The following is a 23,062-nucleotide window of genomic DNA, read 5'->3' as shown; positions in this document are numbered from 1 at the left end:
GGTGGCGTGACCACGACGGACGGGCGCTGGGTGCTGCACGTCGACCTCGACGAGTTCCTCGTGGCCGTCGAGCGGCTGCGCCGTCCCGAGCTCGTCGGCCTGCCGGTGATCGTCGGTGGGCGGGGCGACCCCACCGAGCGCGCCGTCGTCTCGACCGCGTCGTACGAGGCCCGCGAGCACGGGGTCGGGTCCGGGATGCCCCTGCGCCTCGCGGTGCGCAAGTGCCCCGACGCGGTCCTCCTGCCGGTGGACCGGCCGGTCTACGAGGACGCCTCGGCGCGCGTGATGCAGGTGCTGAAGGACGTCCCGGGCGCCGTCGTGGAGGTTCTCGGTTGGGACGAGGCGTTCGTCGGCGTCCGCACCGACGACCCCGAGGCGACCGCGCGCGAGGTCCAGCGGGCCGTCCTGGCGTCCACCGGGCTGCACTGCTCGGTCGGCATCGGCGACACCCTGGTCCGGGCCAAGGTCGCCACCGACCTCGGCAAGCCGCGCGGCGTCTTCCGGCTGACCCGGGAGACGTGGCTGGAGGTGATGGGCCAGCGCCCGACCACCGCGCTGTGGGGCGTGGGCCCGCGGATCTCCGCGCGGCTCGCGGACCTCGGGATCCGCACCGTCGCCGAGCTGGCCGCCACCGAGGAGGACGTCCTCGTCGCGCACTTCGGTCCGGCCCACGGGGCGCACGTCGGCCGGCTGGGCCGCGGCGGCGGACGGGCGTGGCCCGACGACACCCCCTGGGTGGCCCGCGCGCACGGCCACGAGACGACGTACCAGCGCGACCTCGACCCGGCCGAGGTGCCCGACGCGCTGCGGGTGCTGGCCGAGCAGGTGGCCGCCGACCTCCGTCGCGAGGAGCGCGCGGCGATGCGGGTGCACCTCAAGGTGCGGGTCAAGCCCTTCTTCACCTCCACCAAGGTGCGCAAGCTCCCCGCCCCGACGTACGACGCGGAGGCCATCGCCGCGACGGCGCTCGAGCTCTACCTCGCGCTCGGCGACGACCGGCCGGTGCGCCTCCTCGGCATCCGCGGCGAGATGGTGCCGCCGGAGGGCGGCTACTGACTGGTCCGGCGCCGTACGTTTGAAGACCGCTCCAGTGCGGAAGCGTGCCCCGCGAAGGACGAGGGGAACAGGAGCTCAGGATGACCGGGTCGAGTGACGAGTGGGTCCAGCGGTTGCGGGACGACAGCATCAGCCAGCTGGAGTCGATCCAGCGGATGCAGGACGAGCTGGCGCAGGTGCACGGAGAGGCCGACGCGGCACGCGGGCTGGTCACCGTCCGGGTGACCCCCGCCGGGATGCCGACCCGGCTGCACCTCGAGCCCGAGGCGACGCACCTGCCTGCCGACGAGCTGGCCGGCCACATCATGGCCGCGATCGCCGACGCGACCGCCCAGGCGGCCGAGCGCATGCGGGCCGTCGTGGGCCAGGTGGTCCCGCCCGACGAGCTCGAGGCGATGATGCGTGGCACCACCACCGAGGCCGACCGCAGGAGCGTCCGCGAGCAGCTCGACGCCCTCCGCGCGGAGGTGCAGTGATGTCGGAGCTCTACGTCGAGTACGCCGTCATGGACGCCGCCGCCGAGGACCACCGCAAGGCCGCCGACGTCCTCACCGACGTCGAGCAGGTGCGGGCCGGCGCGACGATCCCGGCGGGGTCGCTCGGCACCCTGGTGGACGCCGAGGCGATCCAGTCCGCCTTCACCGAGGCGACCAACGACACCGCCGAGACCCTGGAGGCCACGATCAAGGCCTGCCAGGCCATGGCCGACATGGTCGACATGCTGCAGAAGTACTTCCGGGCGGTCGACGCGGCGGTCGCGGAGAGCTTCGACGCCATGGCGGGAGGTGCCTGATGAGTGCCAACGACACCAAGGCCGAGCAGATGCTCTCCGGCTTCGTGGACATGGTCTACGACATCCTGAAGCCGTTGATGAACCCCCTGGTCGACAAGTGGGACCAGGTCACCGGCGACGCGCAGGCCGTCCACGACACCGCGGGCAAGTGGCGCGGGATGGCCGAGACGATGCGCTCGGTCGGCACCTTCGAGGGCCAGTCGGCGGCCGCGACGGTCGACGGCTGGCGGGGCCTCTCCGGAGACGCCTATCGCGAGTCGGTCCAGGAGCTCGCCGACTTCATGGACGAGATCGCCGGCCAGATGGACGGGGTCAGCGGGCTGCTCGAGAGCGCCTCGCAGCAGGTGCAGGAGGCCGAGAACCTCTGCCAGGACCTGATCTACGAGCTGGTGGAGTGGGCCGCGGTCAGCCTGGCGATCAGCGCCGCCGGCGCCGTGATCACGCTCGGCGCGTCGGCGGCCGCCGGTGCCGCGGCCGCTGCCGCGAAGGCCGGGGTCACCGGCGCCAAGATCGCCAACCTGCTGCGCAAGGTGGCGGCCGCGCTCAAGAAGGTCAAGGCGGCGATCGAGGCCTACAAGGCGTGGCTCAAGGGCGAGAAGCTGGTCTTCAAGATCCTGTGGAAGACCGGTGTCCAGGCGCCGATCGTCAAGGCGATCACCGGGTTGGACGCCAACTTCAAGGACCCCGCCCTCGCGCTCGCCGACACCAGGATGCCGGCGATCCCGGGCCACCACACCGGGTAGCAGGGTCAGGCGCCGCGACGCCCGCGCCACCACCGGCGAGCGCCGCGGGCGGTCCGCCACGCCTGGATCGCCACCAGCACGACGACGAGCCCGACGCCCCCGGCGATCGCCCCGTAGAACGCCCCCGCCCCGCCGGCCACGAGGTAGCCGACGACGCCGGCGGGGAGGATCACGGCCAGGAAGACCAGCGCGATCTTCAGGTCCTCCCCGAGGTCGCGCAGCCCCTCCCGGCCCCAGCGGGCCATCTCCGTGCCCAGGGACTCGTCCCGGGCCTGCTCGTCGGGCTCGCGACCGCGGCGCTGGTCCGTCATCGTGTTCCTCAGTCCTGGTCGTGGATGGGGTGCTTGGGCAGCTTCTTGACCTTCTGCCGGCGCTTGCGCCGCGCGGGGATCATCGAGCGCATCTCCTCGAGCCGGCCGAAGCACAGCAGCCGGTCCTCGGGCTCGAGCACGTGGCTGCTGCGCGGGTTGGGGATCACGGTGGTGCCGCGGTGCAGGGTCAGCACCGAGATGTCGCGCTCGCGCAGACCCGAGTCGCCGAGGGTCTTGCCGACGATGTCGGCGTCGCCGTGCACGAGCAGCTCCGCGACGCCGTACCCCGTCGAGACGCTGAGCCGCTGGCGCACGTCGATCTGCGGGAACGCGACCTGGTTGTCGATGTAGTCGATGATCGCGCCGGCCACGTCGAGCTTGGTGGCGGTCTCGATGCCCTCGAGCCCGGGCGAGGAGTTGACCTCCATCACCTGTGGGCCGTCGTTGCCCTCGAGCATGTCCACGCCGGCGACCTTGAGGCCCATGATCTGCGCGGAGCGGACGGCGGCCTCCTCGAAGGCCGGGTCGAGCTCGACCGGCTCGACGGAGCCGCCGCGGTGCACGTTGGAGCGGAACTCGTCGCCCTGCGCCACGCGGCGCATCGCCGCGACCACCCGGTCGCCGACGACGAGCGCGCGGATGTCGCGGCCCTTGCTCTCCTTGACGAAGCGCTGGATCAGCACGTTCTGCCGGGTGCTCTGCAGGGTCTCGATGATCGCCTCGGCGACCTTGATGTCCGGCGCCAGGATGACGCCGATGCCCTGGGTGCCCTCGAGCAGCTTGATGACGACCGGCGCGCCGCCCACGCGCTCGATGGCCGGGATCACGTCCGCGCGGTCGCGCACGAACGTGGTGGCCGGCATCCCGATGCCGTGCTTGGAGAGGATCTGCGTCGCCCGCAGCTTGTCGCGGGAGTTGGAGATGCCGTACGCCGTGTTGGGCGTGTAGACGTCCATCTGCTCGAACTGCCGCACCACCGCGGTGCCGAAGTAGGTGATCGAGTTGCCGATCCGCGGCAGCACCGCGTCGTAGTCCGAGAGCTGCTTGCCGCGGAACTGCAGGTCGGGCTCGTCGCCCGAGAGGTCGATGCCGAAGCGCAGCGTGTTGAGCACCTTGACCTCGTGCCCGCGGTCGAGGGCCGCGGTGCGCAGGCGCTGGGTGCTGTACGCCCGGGGGGCGCGGGACAGGATCGCGAGCTTCACTCTTCCACCTGGATCGGATGGGGGCCTGATTGGATGGGGGGGTGGCCGCCGTCCATCCAACCATCGTCGCCGGATGGCGGGAGTGGGTCTCCCTCCCCGAGCCCGGGGTCGAGTGGATCAAGGCCAAGCTCGACACCGGGGCACGGTCCTCCTCGATCCACGCCTTCGACGTCGAGGAGCTCGAGCGCGACGGGCAGCCGTGGGTGCGCTTCTCCATCCACCCCTGGCAGCGCTCGCAGGAGGACGCGGTGCACCACGAGTGCCCGGTCCACGACCGTCGGCTCGTGCGCAGCTCGTCGGGACACTCCGAGGAGCGGTACGTCGTGCTGCTGGACGTGAGCCTCGTCGGCCGGACGGTGCGGGCCGAGGTCACCCTCAGCAGCCGCGACGAGATGGGGTTCCGGATGCTCGTCGGACGCGAGGCGCTCCGCCAGGGGTTCCTGGTCGACGCGCACCGCTCCTACCTCGGCGGGCGTCCGCTGCGCGCCGTACGTCGTCGCAACCGCGGCGTCGCGACGAAGAGCGCCTGATGGCACGGGAGTCCTTCGCGATCGGCACCGTCCGGGTGCGCGCGGGCACGATCCGCAACCTCGAGCTGCCCATCACCCGGCTCGTGACCGGCGCCGACGTGAGCCTGCCGGTGCGGATCGTGCACGGGCGCGAGGACGGCCCGACCATCTGGATCAGCGCCGCCATCCACGGCGACGAGGTCGTCGGGGTCGAGGTGGTCCGCCAGGTGCTGGCCGGGCTCGACCCCAAGCAGGTGCGCGGCACGGTCGTGGCGCTGCCCATGGTCAACGTGCTGGGCTTCATGAACGGCGACCGCTACCTGCCCGACCGCCGCGACCTCAACCGGTCCTTCCCGGGCTCGGCGCGGGGGTCGCTCGCCAGCCGCATCGCGCACCTGGTGATGACCGAGGTGGTCGCCAAGTGCTCGGTCGGGCTCGACCTGCACACCGGCTCGGACCGCCGCTCCAACCTGCCGCAGATCCGCGCGGACCTCGACGACGGCTTCACCCGCGACCTGGCCGCGGCCTTCGGCGCGCCGGTGATGCTGCACGCGCGGATCCGGGACGGGTCGCTGCGGCACGCGGCGCGCGAGCGCGGGGCCACGGTGCTGCTCTACGAGGCGGGCGAGAACCTGCGGATGGACGCCTACGCCATCGACGCCGGCGTGCTCGGCGTCCGCCGGGTGCTCGCCGCGCTCGGGATGGTCGACGGGGTCGACGACGCGCCGCCGCCCGCGAGCACCGAGTGCCGGGCCAGCGGCTGGGTGCGCGCGCGGCGTACCGGCATCCTCGACCTCGACGCCACCCTGGGCCAGGAGGTCACCGAGGGCGAGCGCCTCGGCGCGCTGGTCGACGCGTTCGGCAAGACGCTGCGGCTCGTGCACGCCAACCGCACCGGCATCGTCATCGGCCGCAGCGAGCAGGCGCTCGTCAACTCCGGCGACGCGCTGGTCCACATCGCCTCGGCGGAGTAGGAACCCTGCCGGTCAGGCCGGGACGTCGGCGACCGACACCGTCTCGAAGGTGTAGGCCGCGGAGTCGCGGCCCGCGCGACAGGTCAGCCGCGCGGGGGCCGAGCGACCCACCCGCACCGTCACGTCGTACGACGCCCCGGCGACCGCGAACCGCGCCGTGACGAGCTCGTCGTCACGCCGGTGCCCGGCGAGCTCGACGGCGTCGAGCCGCGTCTGGTCGAGGTGCCGGCGCAGGGCGACCTCGGCGGCCTGCACCGGCATCGGCCAGCGGGAGCGGCCCCGGAGGTGCTCGAGCACGACGTGGCCCGACAGCGTCGCGTCGGCGACCCGGAGGGCGGACGCCGGGTCGAGCCCTCCGTAGTAGAGCCCGTGCGGCAGCACCAGCAGGTTGGCCGCGAAGCGGTCGCCACCCACGTGGCTCACCTCCCAGGTGAGGTCGGGGTGCTCGGCGGCGAGCGCCGCGGCCACCGGACGCCCCCGCTCGGCACAGCAGGCGTCGTGGCGGCCGTGGGTGCACACCGCGAGCACCGGCCCGGGCAGCGGCGTCCAGCCCGGGCGGTGCCCGGCGCCGAGGGCGGCGAGGTCGAGAGCGGCGACGTCCCCCAGGTCGGCCACGGTCATGGCCTCGCACCAACCGGCGCGGGCGTGCGCGGCGACCACGCGATGGCCGTCCCCGGCGGAGCGCCGGGGGCTCCCGTGGCGCCGGGCCAGCAGCACCCGGACGCCGGTCCCCCGCGCCGCCGCGGTCAGGTGCGCACCGAGCCCGTCGGGGAGCCGGGCGTCGAGAAGGGCGTCGACCCCCCACGGACCGGGGTGCTCGAGGAGCAGGAAGGCGGGGAAGGTCGACGCGCTCCCGGCGAGGGCGTCGCCCCGCCGGGCCGCCTCCGCGGCGCACCGGACCGGGTCAGCCAACGCGCAGCAGCCCCTCGCGCACCAGCCGGCGGACGAGCACGAGCGCGCTCTCCGCGTCGAGGTGCGGGACCAGGTCGTCCGCGGTGAGGCACTCGCGACGCGCCACCTCCTCGAGCGCCGGGCGCACGTGCGCCGGGACGACCAGCGACCGGTCCCCCAGCAGCACCCGGAGGCGGTCGTCGCCCTCGGGCACGAGCCGGCAGGGCACGCCGGGTCGTCGGCGCAGCGGCGTGTCGGCCGCGAGGCCGTCGCCCAGCGCGACGAGGTCGCGGAGGCCGCCCGCCGCCCGGGGCGGGCGGGTGGTGAGGAAGCGGCGTACCTCCGCCTCCCACCGCGCACCGGCATCGACGCCGGACAGCTCGCGCGCGACGTCCTGCAGGTGCCGACCCAGCCCCGCGGCCAGGTCGGCCGGGTCGTCGAGCCAGCCCGCCGGGAGGTGCTCGTCGGGCACCCGGGCGACGGCGTCGCGGGCCACCCGCTCGACCAGGCCGCGCCAGGTGAGCTGGTTGATGCCGATGGTGACGTGCAGCGACACGGTGTCCTGGGCGCGGGCGGCGTGCGGCGTGCCGGTCGGCAGGTAGGCCACCACGCCCGGCTCGAGCAGCAGGTCGCCGGGGCCGTCGGCGCCGTGGACCTCCCACTGCTTGGACCCGTGGGTCTGCAGGACGAAGACGTCGTGGGAGTCGGAGTGCACGGCGAAGCCCTGGGCGCCGGGCGGGGTGAGGTAGGCGTTGGCCTGGCAGGGGTGGCCCAGCTCGAGCTCGAGCTCGGCGACGAGGTCGGTCAGCGCGGGGTGGTAGCGCTGCAGCCCCTGGAGCACGACGGTCGCGCCCTCGTCGAAGAGCCGCAGCAGCCGGACCGGGTCGACGAGCCCGGTGAGCGGCTTGCCGGCCAGCGTGCCGCTGCGGGTGTACGACGACTCCGGCAGCACGCTGCCGTCGCGCGCGACGCGGACGGCCGGGGTCCGGATGGCGCTCGCCGTGAGCAGGCCGTCGACGTCGTCGAGGGACAGCAGCCCGACGAGGCGGGCGGGGTCGGTGTGGTGGACGTGGACCCGCGACGCCCAGGTCTTCTCGCGGAAGGCCTGGGCGTCGCCGGTCAGCAGGTCGAGCGCGCTCAGAGGGCCGTCCCGTCGGTGCCGTCGGCGTCGGTGGAGTCGCCGTCCGTGGAGTCGGTGCTGTCACCGTCGGTCGCGTCGGCGTCCGTGGAGTCGCCGTCGGTGCCGTCGGCGTCGGTGGAGTCGCCGTCCGTGGAGTCGGTGCTGTCACCGTCGGTGGCGTCCGCGTCGGTGCTGTCGGCGTCGCCGCCCAGCATCGGGTTGTCGGCGTCGTCGGGCGTGCCCTCGGTGCTCATGTCGTCGTCGCCGAGCGGCGGGGGGGTCATCGTCATCGCGTCGTGCCTCCTCATCTCACCTGTCCGGCGGCAGGTCCGCCCACAGGCTCGTCAGTCTGCTGGGTGCCCGGTGGCACCCCCCACACCCTTGCGGGTGCGCGGACCCCGCGGCAAGGGTGGGTCGACCGAGCCGTCTCAGCCCGGCGCCGCGAGGGGACGGGAACGTGTCGCGGACAGGCCCTCGAGCGGCTCGCGGACCTGGCCGTCCATCCCCGTCGCCTCCGAGGTCGCCCCGCGCAGCGGTTTCTTGACCACGGTCGAGACCACCTGCTTCTCCGCACGCTCGACGACCAGGCGGTGCAGCCGCGGGAGGCCCTGCACCCAGTCACGGTAGGCCTCGACCCGGTCCTGGATCCGCCGCAGCACGGCGGCCAGCCGGCGGACCAGCGCGGCGATCCGGGAGCCGGTCACGGCCGCCTCGGCCGCGGCCGTCGCGGCCCCCGCCACGGTGGAGGCACCCAGGGTGACCAGTCCGGTCACCGCCGACACGGCCAGGGTCAGCGCGGCCCACTCCAGCAGCTCGCGCACGAGGTCGCGCACCAGTCGCTCGGTCTCGTGGACCGCCGTCGCCGCCTGCTCGAGGCAGTCGCCGACGTCCCGGGCGCGCTCGGCCAGCCCCTCGAGCCCCTGTCCGACCTCGCTCCCCGCCTCGGTCCAGCTGAGCTGGGCCAGCCCCACCCACCCGACCTCGGTGTCCGCCACGGCCCGGCGCTGGCGGTGGGCGAGGTCCTCGAGGTGGCCGCCCACGCCCCGCCACCGGTCGGCGGCCTCCCGCACGGCGTCGTGGTCGCCGACCAGGGCGTCCCACTGCTCGAGCAGCGGCTGCACCAGCGGCCGGATGATCGCCTGCACCTCGGCCGGCAGGCTGGCGAGCAGGGCCACCGACTCGAGGCGGGTCGGGGCGAGGGCCACCCCGCTCACGAGACGGCCCTCGTCAGCGACTCGAAGCGGTCGGCCACGTCGGCGTCGACCGCCCGGACCTCGTTGCGGAAGTCCCGCAGGGTCTCGTGCAGGTCCTGGCAGCGGTGGGCCTGGTCCCACAACCGCCGCCGGGTCGCCTCGTCCGCCCGGCGCACCGCGGCGAGGAGGTCCTCGCTGGGCAGGATCCTGCCCAGCGCCGCCGGCGGCAGGGCGGTCGCGCGCCGCTCGTCCTGCACCCGGATCAGCTCGTTGCGCACGGCGCGCTCCTCGGCCGCGGCGCGCGAGACCACGTCGTACTCCACCCGCATCACCCCGCCGGCGGACTGCTCACTGCTGGGCCACATCTCGTGCTCCTCACTCGTGTCGGTGAGGTCACGCTTCCCGGGACGACGCGGCCGGACACGGACGACTTCGCGCCTGTGGAGGAACGGCCGCTCCTAGGGTGGGCCCATGAGCACCGACGTGACCCTGGCCGGCGACCGCTTCGAGATCTCGGTGGACGGCGTGCGGGCCGGGCTGACCCAGTTCGTCGACTCCGACGGGCAGCGGATCTTCTTCCACACCGAGGTCGGCGACGAGTTCGAGGGCCAGGGGCTGGCCGGCGAGCTCGTCTCCGGGGCGCTCGACGCCACGCGCGAGGCAGGGCTGCGCGTCGTACCGGTGTGTCCCTATGTCAAGCGCTACCTCGGCCGGCACGAGGAGTACGCCGACCTGGTCGACCCGGTCACGCACGACGCCGTCGCCGTCGTCCGCGCCGCCCAGCGCGCCTGAGCCCACCGGGCGGCGTGGGGCCGGGGATTCGGGCGACCGTCACCAGCGCCGGCCACCGGTAGTTTGGGACGATCTCGGTGGATTCCGGCGAGATTCCCACCCAGATCGTCCCAAACTAAGCCGAGGGCCTCGCTCTCAGCGGGTCCAGTCGCCCGGCGGGTCCTCCCCGACGAGCCCGTCGACCGACTCGCGGAGCATGTCGGCGTGGCCGGTGTGGCGGCCGTACTCCTCGAGGTGGTCGAACAGCAGCCGTCGCAGGCTGGCGTGGTTGCCGTCGCCGTCGTCGACGTGGCACACGAAGTCGAGGCCGCCCTCGTCGAGCGCAGCGGCGATCCGGGCGTCGGCGCGCTCCACCGCGTCGTCGTACTGCCGGTAGAGCTCCTCGGGCGAGAAGCCGCCCGCGCTGGTGAACTCCCAGTCGTCGGTGCCGTCGTGGCCCAGCGAGCGCCACGGCTCGACGAGCTCCTCGCCGCGCAGCTTGGTGGTGAACATGAAGTCCTCGACCAGCGCCAGGTGGAGCAGCAGCCCGCCGAGCGTCAACGACGACGGGCCGAGGGTGGTCGACAGGCCGGCGGCGTCGAGGTGGCCGGCCTTCCAACGGAACGTCGTCCGCATCCGCGTGATCGCACCCAGCAGGTGCTCGGTCTCGGTACCCGCGACGGGGGGCTCCCAGGGCGGCGGCGTCCAGCCGGCGGTGTAGGTCTCGGTCATGGTCGCCACGCTACGACCGGTTCCGGACGGATCGCGTCCGTTGAGCGTGCCATCCTGAGGCGGTGGACGACACCAACCCCACCGCCCGCGCGCTGCTCGCGCTCGACCTGATCCAGTCCAGTCCCGGCATCGGCGCGGTCGAGCTCGGCGAGCGGCTCGGCGTCTCGGACCGCGCGGCCCGGCGCTACGTCAGCATCCTGCGCGCCGCCGGCATCGACATCGACAGCAGCCGCGGGCAGTACGGCGGCTACCGGGTGGCCCGCGCCCTGCGGCTACCGCCCCTGCGGTTCAGCGCCGCCGAGGCGCTCGGGCTCGTGATGGCCGCGCTCGACGGGCACCACCCCGCCAGCGACCCCACCGACCTCGTCGGCTCGGCGCTCGGCAAGCTGATCGCCGCGCTCCCCGGCACGGTCGCCGCCCAGGCCGAGGCCGTACGCCGCACGGCCGCCGCCGTCCCCGACCGGTCGGCCGCGCGCCCGGACCCCGCCGCCATCACGGCCCTGGTCCGGGCGGCGTCGACCAGCCGCCAGGTGTCGCTGGGCTACCGCTCCGAGGCCGGGCGCGAGTGGGAGAGCACCGTGGACCCGTGGGCGATCGTGGTCCGCCACGGCCGCTGGTACCTGCTCTGCTGGTCGCACCACTCGGAGGCCACCCGCGCCTACCGGATCGACCGGGTGACCTCGGTCCGGGTGCTCGACGCGGGGTTCCGCCCGCCCGCGGACCTCGACCCCGTGTCGGCGCTCGAGGAGCACCTCGCGGTCGGCTGGGAGCACCCCGTCGAGGTCGTCATCGACGCGCCGGTCGACCGGGTCGCCTGGCTCCCCCGGCGGCTCGGGAGGCTGGAGGCGGTCGACGACCGGACCACCCGGCTGACGGGCAGCACCAGCAACCCCGCGTCGTACGCCGAGGGGCTGGCGCTGCTGCCCGTCCCGTTCCGCGTGGTGGCGGGCGACGAGGTGCGCGACGCCGTGCGCGAGCTCGGACGCCGGCTGCTCGCGGCGGGCTGACGTCCGACGATCCGGCAGCCTCTCCGTCGGACGTCCGCCGGGACGTCCGACGACCCGGCTGCCCCGGCGACCGCTCCGTCGGACGTCCCGCTCGACGTCCGACGAGGCGGTCGTCCCTGATCAGGCGGCGTCGACGCCAGCGGTCATCGCGTCCGCGAGCCGCCGCACGCCGCGGGCCTCGTCACGCCGGGCGGCGTCGCCTCCGGCGCTCCGCTGCAGCGACCGGGCGAGCAGCAGCGCGGCGTACGCGTTGCCGGGGTCCCGGTCGAGCAGGTCGCGCGCTGCCTCCGCCGCCCGGCGCGACTGCGCGGAGTGGAAGTAGCTGCGCGCGAGCAGCTCGCGGGCGCTGCCGAGGTCGCGCTCGTCGGGGTGGGTGTCGACGAGGTGCTGCAGCACGGTCGCGGCGGCGTAGTAGTCGCGCTGCTCGAAGAGGTCCTCGGCCCAGCGGAAGGCGTCGTACGGCGCCAGGGTGCGGAGCGTCTGCTCGATGCGGGTCATGGGTTCCCCTCTCGTGGGTCGGACGACACCACAACCCGCTACCCCCAGGGGGTATTCCTCCTCAGGGCTCGACGTGCATCGCCCGCGACTCGGGGCCCTCGTCGCCGCCGGGCTCGATCCCGTCGCCGGCACCGAGCACGTCCTCGTCGGCGGGCACGGCGTCCGGGTCGTCGCCGCCGACCATGTCCACGTCCGCGGGGTCGTGGTAGCCGGCGTCGGGGTCGGGCTCCTCCTGCCGGAGGCGCTGGGAGATCGTCTCGTCGCCCTCGATGAACTCCGCGCCACGCGGCTGGCGGTCCGGGGGGCTCCACGGCTCGAAGTCGCCGGCCTCCGGGTCCTCGAGGTTGATCTCCGCCTCGGCCTGCTCGGCCGGGTCCAGCTGGGTCTCGCCCCAGTCGCCTTCGCTCTCGTGCCTCATGCCTCCACCTTGTCCCGTGGGTGGTGACGGGGCAAGCGTCGGCCACCCGCGGGTGTCGCGACCGGCACCCGGAGACCCGGGGTCGGACCCGGCTGTCAGACCCGGCTGTCAGACCCAGAAGGTGTCGTGGCGCAGCATGAACGCCGCCCGCTCGTCCTCGCTCATCCGCCCGCCGCGGGCGAGGGTCTCGAAGTAGTCCTCGCGCGGCCCACCGGGGGCGAAGCTGAGCAGCATCCGGGCATGGTCGGAGCCCCGGAAGCCGTGGATGCCGCCCTCCGGCACGTAGAGGTAGTCGCCCGCCGAGCCCGTCACCCACTCCCGGCCGTCGAAGAGTCGCACGGTGCCCGACAGCACGTAGAAGTGCTCGGAGATGCTGCGGTGGAAGTGCGGGTCCGGCCCGGTCTCGGCCTCGCCGAACGTCCAGCGGTAGACGCCCAGCAGCCCGCGTGACTGCTCGCCGGTGACGAGGTACTCGCAGGTCCCGCCACTGGGGTAGGTGATGTCGGGCGGGGTGTCGTCGCGACGCAGCCACGCGCTCACCTCCCCACCCTCGCCGGTGTAGACGTCGGACGGATAGGCGGGGAACGACATGCCCCCAGCGTCGCACGGTCCGGCGGGCGGTCGCGGTCGTCTGAGGGCCCGCATCCTGCGACCGTGGGCGGGTACGAGCAGGGCCCACCCATCCCAGGAGGCAGGACGATGATCCGGGTCGGCATCTCGGGCTGGCGGTACGCCGGCTGGCGCGGCGTGTTCTACCCGCGCGGACTGCCCCAGCGCCGCGAGCTCGAGCACGCCGCCGGACGCCTGTCAACGATCGAGGTCAACGGCTCGTTCTACTCCCTCCAGCGGCCCTCGAGCTGGCGGGCCTGGGCGGCCGCGGTGCCCGAGGACTTCGTCTTCTCGGTCAAGGGCCCGCGGTTCATCACGCACATGAAGAAGCTCGCGGACCCCGAGGTGCCGCTCGCCAACTTCTTCGCCACCGGCGTGCTGTCGCTGGGCGACCGGCTCGGCCCGGTGCTGTGGCAGCTGCCCCCGCAGGTGACCTTCCGGCCCGACCGCCTCGCGGCCTTCTTCGACGCCCTGCCGCGACGTACGACCTCGGCGGCCGAGCTCGCCCGGGCCCACCACGAGCCCGACCGGCTGGTGGAGGGCGCCGACACGGAGGTGCCGGTCGACCGGCCGCTGCGGCACGTCCTGGAGGTGCGGCACGAGTCGTTCCGCACCCCGGAGTTCTGCGAGCTGCTGCGCGCCCACGACGTCGGGATGGTGGTGTCGGACTCCGCGGGCACGTGGCCGATGTTCGACGAGGTCACCTCCGACGTCGTCTACGTGCGCCTGCACGGGGACGAGGAGCTCTACGCCAGCGGCTACGGGCCGGAGGCCCTGGCGCGCTGGGCCGACAGGTCGCGGGCCTGGGACGCCGCCGAGCTCGACGTGTTCGTCTACTTCGACAACGACGTCAAGGTGCACGCACCCTTCGACGCCATCGCGCTCGCGGACCTGCTGCGCGACTGACGCGGGTCGCGACGGTCGGGTCAGCCGCGCTCCACCTGGTCGGCCACCTCGTCGGAGGCAGGACCCGCCTCGTGGGCGCTGGAGTCGACGGCATCGGTGTCGACGGTGTCACCGACGGTGGCGTTGCCCGCGGGCTCCGCCTCGAGCGCCTCGGCGCCGTCGTCGCGCCGCTCGCCGGCGCCGGGGAACGACGACGCCGGGCTGCCGTCCGCGTCGCTCGCCTCGGGGTCGTGCCAGTCGCTGCCGGTGCTGTCGGGCGCGGGGCTGCTGGGGGTGCCGGTGTCCATGCCGGCGACCCTACGCGCGCGTCGTACGACGCAGGCTCACCCCAGCGGCTGGTAGTCGAGCTCGAGGAAGTCCTCGACCTCCGGGACCCAGCGCTGCGCGACGAAGGCCGCGTGCACGGGGTGCTCGTTGTAGGCGTCGTACGCCGCCCGGTCGGCGAACTCCATCGAGAAGCCGTGGGTGAAGTCGTTCTTGGTGCCGGTCTGGCGCAGCTGCTCGAAGCGCTCCACCCCCGGGATGGCGGCCAGGGCCGCGCCGGCGTCGAGGAACTCCTGCTCCGCGGGGGAGCCGGACGGGTGGACGAGGCGGAAGGCGACGGTGTGGCGGATCACGCGCCGACCCTAGCCGTGCGCGCGCCCGGTCGACCCGGCCAGCCGCGCCTCGAGCCCGTCGAGGACGAGGTCGAGGCCCCAGTCGAACTCCGCGGCGTAGGAGTAGTCGCCGCCCACCACCTGCTCGGTGATCATCTCGACCAGGTGCGGGTGCTCCTCGGCGGCGAGACCGAGTCCGGTGGCGAACTCCTCGGCGTCCTCCCCGCCCTCCATCGGCAGGTTGAGCTCGGTCAGCACGAAGCCGTAGACGTAGGCGTCGAGCACCGAGTAGGCGTGCGCCGCCAGCACCACCGGGAACCCGGCCCGCCGCAGGCAGCCGAGCACGGCGTCGTGGTGGCGCAGCAGCGCGGGACCCGGGTGGCGCCGCGACTCCAGCAGCCCCAGCGCCCAGGGGTGCGCGACCAGCACGGCGCGCGCCGAGGAGGCGCGGGCGCGCATCGCGGCCCGCCACGGCTCGTCCGCGCCGGGCAGCGCGATCCGGGCGAAGGCCCAGTCGGCGAGCGCGTCGAGCAGCTCCTCCTTGCCGCGCAGGTGGTGGTAGAGCGACATGGCCTCCGCGCCCGCCTCGCGGCCGACGCTGCGCATGCTCACCGCCGACAGCCCGCCGCGGTCGGCCACGGCGACGGCGGCGTCGACGATGCCGTCGCGACTCAGCGCTCGAGACCTGGGAGCCGGTCGGGGCGAGCGGGCGGGCATGGCACTCCTCGGTCGGGGTCGGAGGACCCTTGCAGGCTTACGGGTGTAAGGCTACAGTCCTGGGCAGACTTACAGGTGTAAGGAAACCGGAGGGAGACACCATGAGAGCAGCCGTCGTCCGTGAGTACGGTCCCCCCGGGGTGGTGCGGGTCGAGGAGGTCGCGGATCCCGTCCCAGGTCCGAAGGACGTCCTCGTCCGAGTGCGCGCGACGGCCGTCACCTCGGGCGACGCCCGCATCCGCGGGGCGCGCTTCCCCCGCGGGTTCGCGCCCTTCGCCCGGCTGGCCCTGGGGGTCCGCCGGCCGCGGCGGTCGGTCCTGGGCCTCACGTTCTCCGGCACGGTCGAGGCCGTCGGGTCCGAGGTCACCGACGTGTCCGTCGGCGACGAGGTCGCCGGCACGACCGGCGCCCGGATGGGCACCCACGCCGAGCTGGTCGTCGTACGTGCCACGAAGGTCGTCCCGGTCCCGGCCGGCGTGAGCCACGACGACGCGGCCGGCGTGATCTTCGGCGGCACGACCGCACTGTTCTACCTGCGCGAGAAGGCCCATCTGCAGGACAGGCCGGGCAGCTCGGTCCTGGTCGTCGGCGCATCGGGGGCGGTCGGCACCAACGCGGTCCAGCTCGCCCACAACGCGGGCGCCACCGTCACCGGCGTCTGCAGCGGCGCCAACGCCGACCTCGTCCGCAGCCTCGGCGCCACCCACGTCGTCGACCACACCACGACCGACGTCACGACGCTCCCCGAGCGGTACGACGTCGTGTTCGACACCGTGGGCACCCTCTCGCCCGCCTCCGGCCGCCCCCTGCTGGCCGACGGCGGTGTCCTGCTGCTGGCCGTCGCCTCCCTCGGCGACACCCTGCGGGCCCGCGGCGACGTCAAGGCCGGGCCGGCGCCCGAGCGGGTCGGGGACATGCGCGAGCTGCTCGACCTCGTCGCCTCGGGACGGCTCCGGGTGGTGCTGGACCGGGTGCTGCCGCTCGACGAGGTCGTCGCCGCCCACGAGCGCGTCGACTCCGGCCGCAAGGTCGGCAACGTGCTGCTCCGCCCGTGAGGCGCAGCGGCCGGGCCCGCGTCAGTCGGACAGCCCGGCCGCCACGCGCAGCCACGCCCACGCGGTCGCCCGGGCCTCCTCGCCGGCCCGGGTGGTCGGCAGCAGGTTGACCGGCCGCTCCACGCGGTCGTGCCAGAACCGCCCGGTGGGCGGCGTCGGCTCGGTGCCGACCAGCCACACGCTGGTGTCGGCGCCCTGGGCGTCGTCGCGCAGCACCGGCCGGGTCACCGTGCGGAAGCGCGGCAGCGACTCCTGCACGCCCGGGGTGTCGGCCCAGCCCGGGTGCATCGCGGCCGCGGTGATCCCGTGGAGGGACCACCGGTCGGCGAGCAGAGGCAGCATCTCGACCTGCATGCGCTTGGAGCGGGCGTAGGACGTCGTCGGCGAGTAGTCGCCGCGGCGGTACTCCGGGTCGTCGGCCCGCAGCGCCTGGCCGTACATCCCGCCGGAGCTCACCAGCACCACCCGGCCCCCGGCCAGCTGCGGCCGCAGCGCCTCGGTCATCACGACCGGACCGACGACGTGCACCGCCATGCTCAGCTCGTGCCCCTGGGCCGACTCGGTGCGCTCGGGCGGCATGACGCCGGCGTTGTGGACGATCGCGTGGATCGAGGGCAGCTCGGCGGCGACGTCGGCGGCGAAGCGGCGTACGTCCTCCACGTCCCCCACGTCGCAGCGCCACAGCCGCAGCGACGCGTCCGGGAGCCGGCCGGCGATCTCGTCGCGGACCCAGGCACCCTTGGCCTCGTCCCGCACCACCAGGTGCACGCGAGCGCCCAGCGAGGCGAGCCCCTCGGCGGTCGCGACGCCGAGCCCGGAGCTGGCGCCGGTCACCAGCACGTCCTTGCCGGCCAGCGCGTCGGGTGCGGGGTCGGCGGGCCAGCCGGGCAGCGCCCGGCGCACCCGCAGTCCGATCGTCGTGTAGCCCAGCACCAGCGTCCGGTCGAGCACGGTGTCCAGCGCCCGCACGGGCAGCGGCCGGCTCATGCGAGCCGGTCCAGGCAGGAGCGGAGCTCGCCGACCGTCTTGCGCGCCAGCACCGGGAGGTACGCCGCGACCACCGGCGCCGCGAAGCGGGCGGCGCCCTCGAAGGAGAACTCGGCGGTGTAGGTGACCTCCGAACCGGTGCCGCTGGCGCGGATCCCGAGCACGTCGTGGCCCTCGAACTGCTCGTTGCGGCCGATGAGGTGGATCCGCGTGGGGCGCTCGGCCTCGACCGTCGTGTAGGTGATCTCGGTGGTGCGGCCCATGAAGGACGACACGTTGCGGTAGACGGTCCCGACGCCGCCGTCCCCCGACACGCGCTCGCAGGACACCGTGCCCGGGTCCCACTCCTCCGCGTGGGTGAAGTCGGCGAGGTAGTCGAAGACCGCCCCGGGCGGGGCGGTCGTGGTGAAGGTGCGGGACACGGTCGGCTTCACGGGCATGCGCTCCTCGGGGCAGTCCTGGGGTGCCCTCCACGCTACGGGCGGGCCCCACACGCACGCCGCGCGCGCTGTCCTACCGCTGTCCCCGATGCGCCGTACCGTCGGGGCATGCCCACCACCGCGACCCCGGCCGCCCTCCGCGACTACGTCCGCCGGCACGGCTCCGACTTCCTCGCCGACCCCAACATCACCTCGATCGGCATCGGCCACAAGGTCGTCGACGGACGCCGCACCGACGTCGTGTGCGTGCAGTTCACCGTGGCCGCCAAGGTCCCGCCGGAGCAGGTCGAGGCGCTGGGGTCCGCGCTGATCCCCGGGTCGGTCGTCGTCGAGAGCGTCGAGGTGCCGACCGACGTCCTCGAGCGCACCTACGCCCCGTCGTACGTCGTGGTGCCCGAGGCCGCGCCCGACGCACGGCGCACCCGCATCGACCCCGTCGTGCCGGGTGTCAGCGTCGCCGGGGTGGGCGAGAGCGCGGGCACGCTCGGCTGCATCGTGTGGGACACCGACACGGGTGCGCCGCACGTGCTCAGCAACTGGCACGTCCTGCAGGGTCCGGGCGGGTCGATCGGCGACGAGGTCGTCCAGCCCGGCCCGTACGACGACAACCGCGCGGGCCGCAACCGGCTCGGCGTCGTCACCCGCTCCTACCTCGGCATCGCCGGCGACGCCGCGATCGCGACCATCGAGGAGCGCGGGTTCGACCCGGCCGTGCTCGAGCTGGGCGTCGCGCCGACCGAGCTGGGCGACCCCGAGCTCGGCGACCCGGTGGTGAAGTCGGGTCGGACCACGGGGGTGACCCACGGCCGGGTGTCGCGGGTCGACGTGATCGTGCGGCTCGACTACGGCAGCGCCGGCTCGCACCGGATCGGCTGCTTCGAGATCAGCCCCGACCCCGGGCGTCCGCCAGAGGGCGGGGAGCTCAGCGACGGCGGCGACTCCGGCAGCGCGTGGCTGTTCAAGGCGGGCAACGGCCGCCCGACCCGGGTGCTGGCCGGCCTGCACTTCGCCGGCGAGACCGACGGGCGTGCCTCGGAGGAGCACGCGCTGGCGTGCCTGCCGCGCTCGGTCTTCGACAAGCTCGGCATCACGCTCTCGGCCGAGACCGCCGCGCAGGCGGCCGCCGCGGCCGCGGGGACGGGCTACGACGAGGAGTTCCTCGGCACGCCCGTCGCGGTGCCCTCGCTGGTCCCCGACCTGGCCGCCGACGCGGTCGAGGTCGACGGTGACCCCGTCGTGCCCTACACCCACTTCTCGCTGACCATGAGCACCTCGCGGCGGCTGGCCCGGTGGGTCGCGTGGAACGTCGACGGCACCTCGATGCGGCGGCTCGAGCGCAGCGACGACTTCCGCCTCGACCCGCGGGTGCCGGCCGACGCGCAGGTCGGCGAGGAGCTCTATGCCGACAACCGGCTCGACCGCGGCCACCTCGCCCGGCGGGCCGACCTCACGTGGGGGACGGCCGCCGAGGCGGCGCGGGCCAACACCGACTCGTTCTTCTTCACCAACATCGCGCCCCAGATCGACGCGTTCAACCAGGCGAAGCGCAACGGGGTCTGGGGACGGCTGGAGGACGCGCTCTACGAGGCGGCGACCGTCGACCGGCTCCGGATCAGCGTGTTCGGCGGTCCGGTGCTGCGCGACGACGACCTCGTCTACCGCGACGTCCAGGTCCCGCGGGAGTACTGGAAGGTCATCGCCTGGGAGGAGGACGGCGCCCTCACCGCGCGGGCGTTCCTGCTCACCCAGGACCTCGACCCGCTGGAGACGATCGACCTCGGGGACCTCGAGACCTACCAGGTGCCGCTCTCCGTGGTCACCGAGCGCACCGGCGTCGTGCTGGACCCGGCCCTCGTCGAGGGCACCGGCGTCGAGGCGGTCGAAGCACGGGTCGTCACTCGCGAGGAGGACATCGCCTGGTGACGACCCTGTCCCTCACACCCTGACCCGTGGTCGACTGGCGGGACCAGCCCGGCCGCTCGTCCGGCGCCATCGCACAGGAGGACGCATGAGCCTGCTCGAGTCACTCGCCCGCCGCATCGAGGACGCGGACGCCCTCGACTCCCTCGCCGACGTCAGTCGCGACTGGGCGCACGAGATGTTCGTGGCCCGACCGGCGCTCGACGACCTGCTCGGCGGGTCCTGGCTGGGGCACCGGGTGCACCCCATCGCGGTGCAGGTGCCGATGGGCGCCTGGCTGATGGCGGTGCTGCTCGACCTCGTCGACGGCGAGAGGCACGCGGCGGCGGTCGACGCCCTGCTGGCCACCGGCTGCGCCACCGCCATCCCCACCGCCGTCACGGGCGCCCACGACCTCGCCACGACGACCGGTGCGGCGACGCGAGTGACCGTCGTCCACGCCGCGTCGATGGACGCGTCCCTCGTCCTGTTCGCCACCGCCTGGGTCAGTCGCCGGCGCGGCGACCGCCGCCGGGCGCGGCGGTTGGCCCTCGCCGGGATCACCGTGGCGAGCGCGGGCGCCTACCTGGGCGGGCACCTCACCTACCGGCTCGGGGTCGGCGTCGAGGACTGACCCCGACGCCGACCCGGCACCGTACGGCGCTCCGCGGCGTGCGTCGTACGGCTCAGACCACGCGGGTCCGAGGCGCGTTCTCGGCGGTCTTCGCCGGGTCGCGCTCCACGACGTCGCCGAGGGCGTCGTCGATCGCCTTCATCGCGTCGTCGTCGAGCTTCACGCCGGCGGCCTTGACGTTCTCGCCGACCTGCTCGGGCCGGGAGGCGCCGACGATCGCGGAGGCGACGTTGTCGTTCTGCAGCACCCAGGCGACGGCGAGCTGGGCCATGGTCAGGCCGGCCTCGTCGGCGACCGGCTTGAGCGCCTGGACCCGGGTGAGGACGTCGTCGTTCATGAAGCGCTTGATCATGTCGGCACCGCCCTTCTCGTCGGTGGCGCGCGACCCCTCGGGCAGGGGCTGGCCGGGCACGTACTTGCCCGTCAGCACGCCCTGCGCGATCGGGCTCCACACGATCTGGGAGACGCCGAGCTCGCGGGAGGCCGGGACGACCTCGTCCTCGATGACGCGCCAGAGCATGGAGTACTGCGGCTGGCTGGAGATGAGCTGGAAGCCGAGCTCGCGGCTCAGCTCGACGCCCGCACGGATCTGGTCGGCGGTCCACTCGCTGACGCCGATGTAGAGAGCCTTGCCCTGCCGGACGATGTCGGCGAAGGCCTGCATCGTCTCCTCCAGCGGCGTCTCGGTGTCGAAGCGGTGCGCCTGGTAGAGGTCGACGTAGTCGGTCTGCAGCCGCTGCAGCGAGCCGTTGATCGACTCCATGACGTGCTTGCGGGACAGGCCGGTGTCGTTCTTGCCCTTGGGCCCGGTCGGCCAGTAGACCTTGGTGAAGATCTCCAGCGACTCGCGTCGCTCGCCCTTGAGGGCCTCGCCGAGCACCGTCTCGGCGGCGGTGTTGGCGTAGACGTCGGCGGTGTCGAAGGTCGAGATGCCCGCGTCGAGCGCGGCCTGCACGCACTGGGTCGCGATCTCGTTCTCCACCTGCGACCCGTGGGTCAGCCAGTTGCCGTAGGTGATCTCCGAGATCTTGAGCCCGCTGTGTCCGAGGTATCGGTAGTCCATGTGCTCAAACTACGGGGCTGCCAAACTGGGGTTCATGGACCAGCACGGGCACGGTGGCGGCCATGAGCACGGGCACGGCCACGAGTGGGACGACCGGTACGGCGAGGAGCCGATGTGGAGCGGCCGCCCCAACGAGGGCCTGGTGCGGGAGGTCTCCGGCATGCCGCCCGGCACCGTGCTGGACGTCGGTTGCGGCGAGGGCGCCGACGCCCTCTGGCTCGCCCAGCAGGGCTGGAGGGTGACGGGGCTCGACGTCTCGGGCCGCGCCCTGGCTCGCGCCGCCGACGCCGCGTCCGCCGCAGGCGTCTCGATCGAGTGGCGCCACCACGGTCTCGAGGACCTGCCGTCGGACGCGACGTACGACCTGGTGAGCCTCTTCTACCCCGCGCTCCTGCGCGGGGACGGCTCGATCGTCGCGACGCTGCTCGGGGCGGTCGCCCCCGGCGGCACCCTCCTGGCCGTGCACCACGCGTACGTCGACCGCGAGCGCGCCGCGGAGCACGGCTTCGACCCGGACGACTACGTCGGCCACGACGACCTGGTCGCGGCGGTCACCGCGGCCGGCTGGACCGTGGAGCAGGTGGCGGAGGTCGAGCGTGCACCCGTCGAGGGTCCGGGCGCGCACCACCACACCGACCAGGTGCTCCGGGCGCGCCGGGGCTGAGGCTTGGCGGGTGTGCTCCCCGTTGCCGGGACGAGTACGACGGTCACTGTGCCGGGACCGCGCGGAAGGCGGCATATCCGGACGTTGACCTATGCCCGGGGGAAGCGCGGCAACGCTGTCCGTCCAACGTCGGACACGCACGCGACCCAGTCCGGCCATGCTGCCGGGTCGTTGGTCCGCTGGGGATCGCCCGTCGGCTCCATGCTCACCAGGAGAAGTTGCAGCGCCTGGTTGCTCGGCTCTCGCTCCGCGTACTGCCAGACGAAGCGATAGGCGGCCTCGTATGCCTCGGCGACGGTGAGTTGACGCTCCTCAGCAGTCATGAACCCACCGTAGATGCGCGTCATTGGAGCCGCGCGCACATCGGCATGATCGCGCACCATCAGCGACAGATCCGGACGTTGAGGTGATTCACAGCCCAAGATGTGCGCCATGACTGACACACCTCGCGTGAACCGGGTCGGGCTCATGCAGTACGACTGCACCTTCTATGTCGGGGAGCTGCCGGTCGACGAGACCATCGTCGCGGCAGGCCACGAACCGAATGGCTACTTTTGGGAGGGGATGCTTCGCTACCTGGAGCCCGACCTCACGGAGCAGATCGAACTGGATTCGGAAGGCGGGATGTTCGCTGCCACCGGTCGACGTCGACAGATGAAGCGTGTACAGGGCGTCCTGGCTCCCTACCTGGTGGACAGCGGACTAGTCGCGGACACTGTGGCGGCCGCTGCACGCGAAGGGTTCCAGTTCGACGACTGATCCTGCGCGCAACCACCGTCGGCAACGAGCGCTCAGCGGCAGGTCAGTGCGGCCACTACACGTTGACGTTGAAGCCCAGATCCACGTCGCACGCGGCTTGGCCGCCGGAGATGCCCCAGCTCTCCGAAAGGCTTTCCCGCAGGTTGATGGCGATGTGGTCGCGAGGGATTCCCAGTGGCTCGAGCTGGTCGACGATTTCCGAGTAGAGCCGTCTCTTCGCCTCGACCGAGCGACCGGCGAAGCAGTCGACCGCCACCAACGTCGCGTACTCAGGCTGTGTCAGCGTCGGCGAGCAGTACAGCCCATCTGTCGCGCACGAGTTCGGCCAGCGTCGCGGTCACCGCGCTACGCAAGCATCGCGGTGTTGGGTCGTCCTCACATCGCCAGATCCTCGCACCCAACGCGACATGTGCGGACGTCCGATTCGATGCAGGCGCCCAGCTGTCCCCTGACAGTCACGGCTCCTGCTCGGGGTCGGCCGTGCGATCGGCGTACCAAACGGCTGCCGTCGGCAT

33 protein-coding genes are annotated in these 23,062 nt (G+C 73.6%); 14 read left to right on the top strand and 19 right to left on the bottom strand.

The annotated features are described in order from the left end of the window. The first annotated feature begins 6 nt into the window (after positions 1-6). The 4 genes from DAI17_RS14190 to DAI17_RS21010 all read left to right on the top strand — a co-directional run bounded on the left by DAI17_RS14190 (position 7) and on the right by DAI17_RS21010 (position 2,592). Positions 7-1,056: a DNA polymerase IV gene (locus tag DAI17_RS14190; RefSeq protein WP_234412508.1), complete on the top strand. Its 1,050-nt coding sequence runs from the start codon at positions 7-9 to the stop codon at positions 1,054-1,056. Between the two features lie 80 nt (positions 1,057-1,136). Next, the gene (locus tag DAI17_RS14185; protein ID WP_107773867.1) at positions 1,137-1,532 is read left to right on the top strand and encodes a YbaB/EbfC family nucleoid-associated protein; all 396 of its coding nucleotides are present in this window, start codon (positions 1,137-1,139) and stop codon (positions 1,530-1,532) included. Beyond that, entirely contained in the window at positions 1,532-1,849 is a 318-nt protein-coding gene (locus DAI17_RS14180) for a hypothetical protein (RefSeq protein WP_107773866.1), read from the top strand. The genes DAI17_RS14185 and DAI17_RS14180 overlap by 1 nt, the downstream gene beginning before the upstream one ends. After that, a complete protein-coding gene (locus tag DAI17_RS21010) occupies positions 1,849-2,592 on the top strand; it encodes a WXG100 family type VII secretion target (protein ID WP_159081545.1) in 744 nt (247 codons plus the stop codon). The genes DAI17_RS14180 and DAI17_RS21010 overlap by 1 nt, the downstream gene beginning before the upstream one ends. 5 nt (positions 2,593-2,597) lie before the next feature. Here the strand turns inward: DAI17_RS21010 and DAI17_RS14170 are convergent, their stop codons facing one another. Further along, positions 2,598-2,903 carry a hypothetical protein gene (locus DAI17_RS14170; protein ID WP_107773864.1) on the bottom strand — a complete coding sequence of 102 codons (306 nt, stop codon included), beginning with the start codon at positions 2,901-2,903 and terminating at the stop codon, positions 2,598-2,600. Between the two features lie 8 nt (positions 2,904-2,911). Next, on the bottom strand, positions 2,912-4,105 hold the full coding sequence (locus tag DAI17_RS14165) for a RimK family alpha-L-glutamate ligase (protein ID WP_107773863.1): 1,194 nt from the start codon (positions 4,103-4,105) through the stop codon (positions 2,912-2,914). A 41-nt stretch (positions 4,106-4,146) separates the two neighbouring features. Here DAI17_RS14165 and DAI17_RS14160 point away from each other — a divergent pair, with 41 nt between their 5' ends. Further along, a complete protein-coding gene (locus tag DAI17_RS14160; RefSeq protein WP_107773862.1) occupies positions 4,147-4,635 on the top strand; it encodes an ATP-dependent zinc protease family protein in 489 nt (162 codons plus the stop codon). After that, complete coding sequence (locus DAI17_RS14155) at positions 4,635-5,588, top strand: succinylglutamate desuccinylase/aspartoacylase family protein (RefSeq protein WP_107773861.1); 954 nt, start codon at positions 4,635-4,637, stop codon at positions 5,586-5,588. The genes DAI17_RS14160 and DAI17_RS14155 overlap by 1 nt, the downstream gene beginning before the upstream one ends. A gap of 12 nt (positions 5,589-5,600) precedes the next feature. Here DAI17_RS14155 and DAI17_RS14150 read toward each other — a convergent pair whose 3' ends face one another. The 5 genes from DAI17_RS14150 to DAI17_RS14130 all read right to left on the bottom strand — a co-directional run bounded on the left by DAI17_RS14150 (position 5,601) and on the right by DAI17_RS14130 (position 9,157). Further along, positions 5,601-6,500, bottom strand: coding sequence for a sucrase ferredoxin (locus tag DAI17_RS14150; RefSeq protein WP_107773860.1), 900 nt, complete (start codon positions 6,498-6,500; stop codon positions 5,601-5,603). Next, positions 6,493-7,431, bottom strand: coding sequence for a JmjC domain-containing protein (locus tag DAI17_RS14145; protein WP_325049871.1), 939 nt, complete (start codon positions 7,429-7,431; stop codon positions 6,493-6,495). Before DAI17_RS14145 ends, DAI17_RS14150 begins: the two co-directional genes overlap by 8 nt. Before the next feature lie 185 nt (positions 7,432-7,616). Continuing rightward, positions 7,617-7,889 (bottom strand): hypothetical protein, encoded by a 273-nt coding sequence (locus DAI17_RS14140; RefSeq protein ID WP_199905138.1) that lies wholly within the window; start codon positions 7,887-7,889, stop codon positions 7,617-7,619. Between the two features lie 138 nt (positions 7,890-8,027). Then, positions 8,028-8,813: a WXG100 family type VII secretion target gene (locus DAI17_RS14135; RefSeq protein WP_107773858.1), complete on the bottom strand. Its 786-nt coding sequence runs from the start codon at positions 8,811-8,813 to the stop codon at positions 8,028-8,030. Continuing rightward, complete coding sequence (locus DAI17_RS14130) at positions 8,810-9,157, bottom strand: hypothetical protein (RefSeq protein ID WP_107773857.1); 348 nt, start codon at positions 9,155-9,157, stop codon at positions 8,810-8,812. The genes DAI17_RS14135 and DAI17_RS14130 overlap by 4 nt, the downstream gene beginning before the upstream one ends. Positions 9,158-9,263: 106 nt before the next feature. Between DAI17_RS14130 and DAI17_RS14125 the strand changes: the two genes are divergently transcribed. After that, positions 9,264-9,584: a GNAT family N-acetyltransferase gene (locus DAI17_RS14125; RefSeq protein WP_107773856.1), complete on the top strand. Its 321-nt coding sequence runs from the start codon at positions 9,264-9,266 to the stop codon at positions 9,582-9,584. A 135-nt stretch (positions 9,585-9,719) separates the two neighbouring features. Here DAI17_RS14125 and DAI17_RS14120 read toward each other — a convergent pair whose 3' ends face one another. Further along, positions 9,720-10,295: a mycothiol transferase gene (locus tag DAI17_RS14120; protein WP_107774123.1), complete on the bottom strand. Its 576-nt coding sequence runs from the start codon at positions 10,293-10,295 to the stop codon at positions 9,720-9,722. A 62-nt stretch (positions 10,296-10,357) separates the two neighbouring features. Here DAI17_RS14120 and DAI17_RS14115 point away from each other — a divergent pair, with 62 nt between their 5' ends. Then, on the top strand, positions 10,358-11,302 hold the full coding sequence (locus tag DAI17_RS14115) for a helix-turn-helix transcriptional regulator (protein WP_107773855.1): 945 nt from the start codon (positions 10,358-10,360) through the stop codon (positions 11,300-11,302). A 120-nt stretch (positions 11,303-11,422) separates the two neighbouring features. On the opposite strand, the gene DAI17_RS14110 is transcribed toward DAI17_RS14115, so the two are convergent. The 3 genes from DAI17_RS14110 to DAI17_RS14100 all read right to left on the bottom strand — a co-directional run bounded on the left by DAI17_RS14110 (position 11,423) and on the right by DAI17_RS14100 (position 12,809). Further along, entirely contained in the window at positions 11,423-11,800 is a 378-nt protein-coding gene (locus DAI17_RS14110) for a tetratricopeptide repeat protein (protein WP_107773854.1), read from the bottom strand. 61 nt (positions 11,801-11,861) lie between these two features. Continuing rightward, positions 11,862-12,218 carry a hypothetical protein gene (locus DAI17_RS14105; protein ID WP_107773853.1) on the bottom strand — a complete coding sequence of 119 codons (357 nt, stop codon included), beginning with the start codon at positions 12,216-12,218 and terminating at the stop codon, positions 11,862-11,864. A 108-nt stretch (positions 12,219-12,326) separates the two neighbouring features. Beyond that, positions 12,327-12,809 carry a cupin domain-containing protein gene (locus DAI17_RS14100; RefSeq protein WP_107773852.1) on the bottom strand — a complete coding sequence of 161 codons (483 nt, stop codon included), beginning with the start codon at positions 12,807-12,809 and terminating at the stop codon, positions 12,327-12,329. A gap of 108 nt (positions 12,810-12,917) precedes the next feature. Here DAI17_RS14100 and DAI17_RS14095 point away from each other — a divergent pair, with 108 nt between their 5' ends. Then, entirely contained in the window at positions 12,918-13,733 is an 816-nt protein-coding gene (locus DAI17_RS14095) for a DUF72 domain-containing protein (RefSeq protein WP_107773851.1), read from the top strand. A gap of 20 nt (positions 13,734-13,753) precedes the next feature. On the opposite strand, the gene DAI17_RS14090 is transcribed toward DAI17_RS14095, so the two are convergent. From DAI17_RS14090 to DAI17_RS14080, 3 genes are read right to left on the bottom strand one after another with little or no spacing between them, the layout of a single operon-like run. After that, the gene (locus tag DAI17_RS14090; RefSeq protein WP_107773850.1) at positions 13,754-14,020 is read right to left on the bottom strand and encodes a hypothetical protein; all 267 of its coding nucleotides are present in this window, start codon (positions 14,018-14,020) and stop codon (positions 13,754-13,756) included. Positions 14,021-14,056: 36 nt separating this feature from the next. Next, on the bottom strand, positions 14,057-14,350 hold the full coding sequence (locus tag DAI17_RS14085) for a Dabb family protein (protein WP_107773849.1): 294 nt from the start codon (positions 14,348-14,350) through the stop codon (positions 14,057-14,059). Between the two features lie 9 nt (positions 14,351-14,359). Continuing rightward, positions 14,360-15,046, bottom strand: coding sequence for a TetR/AcrR family transcriptional regulator (locus DAI17_RS14080; protein ID WP_107773848.1), 687 nt, complete (start codon positions 15,044-15,046; stop codon positions 14,360-14,362). A 101-nt stretch (positions 15,047-15,147) separates the two neighbouring features. Here DAI17_RS14080 and DAI17_RS14075 point away from each other — a divergent pair, with 101 nt between their 5' ends. Next, positions 15,148-16,101 carry an NAD(P)-dependent alcohol dehydrogenase gene (locus tag DAI17_RS14075; protein WP_107773847.1) on the top strand — a complete coding sequence of 318 codons (954 nt, stop codon included), beginning with the start codon at positions 15,148-15,150 and terminating at the stop codon, positions 16,099-16,101. Positions 16,102-16,122: 21 nt separating this feature from the next. Here the strand turns inward: DAI17_RS14075 and DAI17_RS14070 are convergent, their stop codons facing one another. Both DAI17_RS14070 and DAI17_RS14065 read right to left on the bottom strand, forming a co-directional pair. Next, positions 16,123-17,088 (bottom strand): SDR family NAD(P)-dependent oxidoreductase, encoded by a 966-nt coding sequence (locus DAI17_RS14070; RefSeq protein WP_107773846.1) that lies wholly within the window; start codon positions 17,086-17,088, stop codon positions 16,123-16,125. After that, positions 17,085-17,522, bottom strand: a complete 438-nt coding sequence (locus tag DAI17_RS14065; protein WP_159081544.1) for an SRPBCC family protein — start codon at positions 17,520-17,522, stop codon at positions 17,085-17,087. Before DAI17_RS14065 ends, DAI17_RS14070 begins: the two co-directional genes overlap by 4 nt. A 114-nt stretch (positions 17,523-17,636) precedes the next feature. Here DAI17_RS14065 and DAI17_RS14060 point away from each other — a divergent pair, with 114 nt between their 5' ends. Together DAI17_RS14060 and DAI17_RS14055 are read left to right on the top strand one after the other, a co-directional pair. After that, positions 17,637-19,451, top strand: a complete 1,815-nt coding sequence (locus DAI17_RS14060; protein ID WP_107773844.1) for a DNA/RNA non-specific endonuclease — start codon at positions 17,637-17,639, stop codon at positions 19,449-19,451. An 85-nt stretch (positions 19,452-19,536) separates the two neighbouring features. Further along, entirely contained in the window at positions 19,537-20,061 is a 525-nt protein-coding gene (locus tag DAI17_RS14055) for a DUF2231 domain-containing protein (protein ID WP_107773843.1), read from the top strand. Between the two features lie 52 nt (positions 20,062-20,113). On the opposite strand, the gene DAI17_RS14050 is transcribed toward DAI17_RS14055, so the two are convergent. Then, a complete protein-coding gene (locus tag DAI17_RS14050) occupies positions 20,114-21,124 on the bottom strand; it encodes an aldo/keto reductase family protein (protein ID WP_107773842.1) in 1,011 nt (336 codons plus the stop codon). Between the two features lie 34 nt (positions 21,125-21,158). On the opposite strand from DAI17_RS14050, the gene DAI17_RS14045 reads away from it, so the two are divergent. Beyond that, the gene (locus DAI17_RS14045) at positions 21,159-21,788 is read left to right on the top strand and encodes a class I SAM-dependent methyltransferase (protein ID WP_107773841.1); all 630 of its coding nucleotides are present in this window, start codon (positions 21,159-21,161) and stop codon (positions 21,786-21,788) included. Positions 21,789-21,877: 89 nt separating this feature from the next. Here DAI17_RS14045 and DAI17_RS14040 read toward each other — a convergent pair whose 3' ends face one another. Continuing rightward, the gene (locus DAI17_RS14040; RefSeq protein ID WP_159081543.1) at positions 21,878-22,222 is read right to left on the bottom strand and encodes a hypothetical protein; all 345 of its coding nucleotides are present in this window, start codon (positions 22,220-22,222) and stop codon (positions 21,878-21,880) included. Here DAI17_RS14040 and DAI17_RS14035 point away from each other — a divergent pair. After that, positions 22,221-22,547, top strand: coding sequence for an Imm51 family immunity protein (locus DAI17_RS14035; protein ID WP_199905137.1), 327 nt, complete (start codon positions 22,221-22,223; stop codon positions 22,545-22,547). The genes DAI17_RS14040 and DAI17_RS14035 overlap by 2 nt on opposite strands. A 55-nt stretch (positions 22,548-22,602) precedes the next feature. Here DAI17_RS14035 and DAI17_RS14030 read toward each other — a convergent pair whose 3' ends face one another. Continuing rightward, positions 22,603-22,848 (bottom strand): tautomerase family protein, encoded by a 246-nt coding sequence (locus tag DAI17_RS14030; RefSeq protein ID WP_107773839.1) that lies wholly within the window; start codon positions 22,846-22,848, stop codon positions 22,603-22,605. Between the last annotated feature and the right edge of the window lie 214 nt (positions 22,849-23,062).

The sequence above is a fragment of the Nocardioides sediminis genome (assembly GCF_003047295.1).
In the GTDB taxonomy this organism is placed as follows: Bacteria; Actinomycetota; Actinomycetes; order Propionibacteriales; family Nocardioidaceae; genus Nocardioides; species Nocardioides sediminis.
Note: the sequence above shows the minus strand (reverse complement) of the source record. Positions and strands in the feature narration are given on the sequence as shown.